Source organism: Frankia sp. CoWAU3, from assembly GCF_977971855.1.
The window spans coordinates 14,132-18,652 of sequence record NZ_CDWWXB010000040.1 but is presented as its reverse complement, the minus strand read 5'-3'; the positions used below and the strand labels follow the sequence as shown (position 1 = coordinate 18,652).

Annotated in this window: 4 protein-coding genes and 1 pseudogene; all 5 read right to left on the bottom strand. The window is 62.3% G+C overall.

Annotation, left to right across the window (positions count from 1 at the left end; genetic code table 11):
* Positions 1-734: glycosyltransferase family 2 protein (locus tag AC08ON_RS06345; RefSeq protein ID WP_476616622.1), on the bottom strand; the 734-nt coding region annotated here is incomplete at its 3' end.
* 179 nt (positions 735-913) lie between these two features.
* Positions 914-2,311: a lipopolysaccharide biosynthesis protein gene (locus AC08ON_RS06340; RefSeq protein WP_476616621.1), complete on the bottom strand. Its 1,398-nt coding sequence runs from the start codon at positions 2,309-2,311 to the stop codon at positions 914-916.
* Positions 2,298-3,425, bottom strand: coding sequence for a glycosyltransferase family 4 protein (locus AC08ON_RS06335; protein ID WP_476606783.1), 1,128 nt, complete (start codon positions 3,423-3,425; stop codon positions 2,298-2,300). Before AC08ON_RS06335 ends, AC08ON_RS06340 begins: the two co-directional genes overlap by 14 nt.
* Positions 3,426-3,495: 70 nt before the next feature.
* On the bottom strand, positions 3,496-4,140 hold the full coding sequence (locus AC08ON_RS06330) for a hypothetical protein (RefSeq protein WP_476606782.1): 645 nt from the start codon (positions 4,138-4,140) through the stop codon (positions 3,496-3,498).
* A pseudogene (locus AC08ON_RS06325) lies at positions 4,137-4,521 on the bottom strand (glycosyltransferase); the annotation flags it as partial. The pseudogene AC08ON_RS06325 and the gene AC08ON_RS06330, both read right to left, overlap by 4 nt.

The window sequence follows — 4,521 nt, the reverse complement described above, 5'->3', positions numbered from 1 at the left end:
GCCATGCTGGCCGCGCTTCCCATGCCTCGGAATGCGGCAACCTTGCCCTTGTTCACCGTGTAACAACGCTTCCAGAAGTACCGCCAGGTCAGCCTCTCCTTCGGCACGTGATGGTGGACCACTGCCGCCGGCTGATACATCACCTTCAGATGAGGCCAGCGGTCTGCCAGCCGATGGCACATATCCATGTCGTCATGGTTGTCGGAGTGGAATCCGTTGATCTCAGCCAGGGCGGAACGACGGACCGACATGGCGGCGCCGATCAGGCGTCGGGTCGGTGCGAGAGTCTTGGGCAGGCCCTCATAACTGCATCCAAAGACCCAGTCGAACTCGCCGGGAAACCAGCGAGGGCGAGGAACGGCGAAGTCCGGAAGCGGCGCGCCGCCGACCGCGACCACGTCGCGACGGCCGAAGACCGCTACGATCTCCGCCAGCCAGGAAGGGTCAGCGCGAGCATCATCATCGAGGAAGGCCAATATCTCACCCGCAGCGATTTCGGCTGCGGTGTTGCGAGCTGATCCCAGCCGTCCCGGATAGCGGTTCTCCACGACCACTACCCGGACATCCGCGTCTCGATCAGCGAATCTCTTGGCGGCCATCTGAAAAAGCTCTTCATTGTGGTCGATGCAGAGAATTATCTCTATCGGACGGTACTTCTGCGCGAGCAGGGAGTCGATCGCCCTGTTCAGCAGTTCCCATCTTTCGAGCGTGTATGCGCATACAATCGCACTCACCGTCGGTTCCGTCGTCGAATGCAAAACGCTTACCTTCCCCCTGATATCCCGGCATTCGTCCATGGGTCTCGCTCGTCGAATCTCCGGCGCCGAGTACAGGTCGCCAGTCGCTGTTCCGTCACCTCACGACCACCCCAAGACGCTTCTGGTCACCGCTCTGTTTCGGGTGCCATGCCAATTCATCCGGGTACCCGCTCAATGGCCACCGATGACGAACCAGACGTCTGCGGCCGGTCACGCCACACGTTCAGGAGGACCGGCGCTACGACGACCGCCTCGATGAAGACGGCCGTGACCCAGCCGACGCATAGACCCGTCGTTCCAAACATGCGGCCCCCCCCGAAGGCCAACGCGATCTCAAGAACCGTTCCGCAGGCAATCACCCTGGCCGCCGCGGCCATGCGGCCCTGTACCCGACGAAGAGTCACATAGTGATCCTTGACGACCAACGAGATCGTGGCAAGGATGAGAATCCGGAAGGCGGCGACGGACCTACCATCGGTGTAGGCTTCTCCGAACGGCAGCAGAATCAGACTCGTGACGGGTGCCGCGAGTGCGCAGAGCGTCACGCTGATCAGGAGCCCGAGCGGGATTGTCAGGCGCATCTTGGCACGCGCCTCCTCTTCGGCGCGGCCCGTGTGCGCAAGCAGGGCCGTCGGCAGTGCATAAGGAACAACGAAGAGAAAGGAAGCGGCCAGCCGAGCGGTCGAGAATCGAGCGGTGTCCGCCGGTGTCGTCGTCAGGGCGGCAATCACAGGAAGAATCAGAGTCGGCACGGTCAGCGCGAGGCTCAGCACGTAATTGCCGGCTATCTCACCCTTGATCGCCTTCAGCTCGGCGATCCCGGTCTGCCGTTCCGCTCGCCTGGAGTTTCGATAGGGTGGTCGCCTGAAGTACTTGTAGCAAACCGGGAGGGAGACGACCGACGCAATAAGCCAGGTGGCGTAGAGGTCCATGCCGGTGCGCAGGCCCACGATGACAAAGGCAACGAGCAGACCTGCTCTGACGATTGCGGCGAGCAGATTCCGAGCAAGCTGGATCGCCCCACTCGCCGCCCGGAGGATCGCGTAGTCGAGAGTGGTGGTCACCGTAAATGCAGCCACTCCCAGACTGAAGGCAGCTATACTGCCTGGACTGCTACCGATTGGCTGCAGAGTGGTCGAGAGCCAGCGGGTACAGAACGCCCACAACAGGCCGAGTAGCAGCCCGGCCACCGTTACCAGCGCCATGCAGGCGCGGACCAGAGTCAGGCGGCGGTCCTCCGGCAGGTCGGGAAGATGCACCATGAGAAGCGTCCCGAGCCCCAGCATTCCGATCGTGCCGAGGACCGTCATCGAGGACACCGCCGCCGCGCCCACCCCGACGGCGTCGATGGAGAGCGTTCTCGCCGCGACCGACCAGAACACAGCTCCAAGTAAAGACGTTCCGAGCTGGGTGCCGAGTAGGGAGCTCACGATCGTCAACAGGCGCGCGAAACCGGCACCGGAACCCTTCTGCACGGATTCGCTCGGGACGATACCGCTCCCGGCTGGCGTCTGGCGCCTTAAGAAGATCGTCTCCTCATCAGACCGACTCACGATAAATCCTCGCCAAGGCTTCCGCACAGCCGTCCCAGGTCGGCAGGGTGGAGATTTCGGGAGTCGGCCTCGTCTCGCTCGGTGAGTCCCCAGCGCTGGCGAGCAGGTAGATGCCCAGCGTCTTCGCCACGAGTTGTTCATCGGCCGGATCCGCAACGCTCTGCACGAGCCCTGCCGCAGCCAGCTCTCCCAGTCCGGCAGTGGGCGCCACCACCACCGGCCTACCCAGGGCCACGGCTTCCATGACCGCGACCGGATGAGCCTCATACTCGCTAAGCAGGGCCACGACACCCGCTCTCGCGATACAGTCAGACATTGCCTGCCGGTCCTCCGGTGGGATCGAGGTGAAACTCACCCGGTCCACCACACCCAGCCGGTCAGCCAGGCGCCTCAACTCCGGCTCATCAGGGCCCCGCCCCACCAGCATCAGCCGTACGTCAGGAACTAGAGTAATCAGACTCGGCAGAGCGCGGACAAGGTGCCGCTGTCCCTTGTACTTCTCCAACCGGCCTACGCAGACGACAAGCGGCTCACTCGTATCGGGTTTGACATGGCCACTCGGTGGAACGATGGACACTCCGTTCGGGACGACCGAGATCCGGTCTGCAGCGACCCCGGCTTGGCGCATGAAGATGTGGGACTCGAACTCCGCGACGCAGATGACGCGGCGGGCGTTCCTGATCAGTGGCCCGAGCAGGCCCCACTGTACTCGGCGCGCCGTGTTCCGGACCTGCGAGGAATGACCGCCGGTATGCGGTGAGACAATATACGGAATACCCCTCAGGCAAGCCGCCGCCATCGCCACCGGCGGCACGAGATTGTGAATTCCCTGACAATGAACAAGATCATAAGAACCGAATCCGACCACTTTGGCAACGGCCGGCGCCAGATAATAGTCTTTTTCTTGCGGCCACGCCGCGACCCGGTGCACCACCGTTCCCGCGACATTCTCCCTGCTGGGAAGCTTGCCGCTGCGGTCGGTCGTCAATATCTCCACGGTAATGTCACTAGTAGCGTTGAGTCGACGACTCGTCTCGTAGACATGCGTCTCGGTACCACCCATGTCCGGGAAGAATCGTGCCGCCACCTGGAGCACCCTCAGTGCCGTCCCCATTTCCCCTCCTCAGGTCGACCCATCCTTCCGGGACCGGCTGTCCCGGGGTTCAAGCGCACGTCACCCGCGCCTAATCCTCGATCTCAGTGGAACGGACCACGTAACTACCGACCATCAGTTGAACCGTTGCGACGCGCGGGTCCCCGACATCACGAAGATCAATATAGAGCCGGACGTCATCGTCCTCAAAAAGACGACGAGTCCATACCGACCCGTCATCCCGTACTATCTGTAATACAAAAGACCGCTCATCCTGGTAGCCACGCACCACCTCGATTTCCACCTTGCCGTCGATACTGCGCGCGGCGATTGCTGTGACCGGTCGCCGCGCTACCGATCCCGACTGCCAGGAAAGCGCGATCGCACCGCAGAACACAGCGACGACAATCGCCAAGAACAGCGCGCTGGACGGTTTCGGCATCGGGATCATGACCAGCCTTGCCGGTCTCCACGGTGCACCAGCCCGGAGAAGAAGTGCCACCACCACGGCAAGAAAAATGTCGTAGCCCACTGCGTGGGTGGCTAGCCCCAAAGCGGAGAGAGCGAGAGAGACGAACATCAGGATGCACACGACTGCCAGCGCCGCGCAGGTATGCACATAGAAGCCGGTTAGCTGAGGCCGGCGTTGTAAAACCAGCCAGCGGATCCCCTGATACACGAAGGCGATTAGCGAAGTTCCCACGAGCCCCTCGAGCACGAGGATCAAGACTCTCATCGGCCGGCCCGGACAGCCGAGGTCGAGTCTTCCCAGAGGCCCGAGACGTCATAGATACGGACGACTCCGTTGTCGTAGATCCGCCGCGATCCAGGCGTGATATCGAACTTGCCGAGTTCTGCATGGGTGAGACGCGTCCCCTTCGGGGCCTCACCATTCACCACGTAGTACGTCTCATGCGGCAACCCCTCGGCCAGCCGCTGATCGATCACATAATACCGTATCTGACCTCTCCGGAGCAGATCCCGCGCCTGGGCATGGAAGGACGGCGCGAAAAGGATCTGTCCGGTGTTCCCACCTCCAGGTACACCGATCACCAAATACTGATTTCCGGTGGCAGCCAAAAGCGCCCCCAGCTCCCGGTCCGCGGCAAAGTGGGCG

Coding starts and splice junctions, on each gene's coding strand:
- AC08ON_RS06335 (WP_476606783.1), bottom strand. CDS start 3,425: ATGGGGACGGCACTGAGGGTGCTCCAGGTGGCGGCACGATTCTTCCCG.
- AC08ON_RS06330 (WP_476606782.1), bottom strand. CDS start 4,140: ATGAGAGTCTTGATCCTCGTGCTCGAGGGGCTCGTGGGAACTTCGCTA.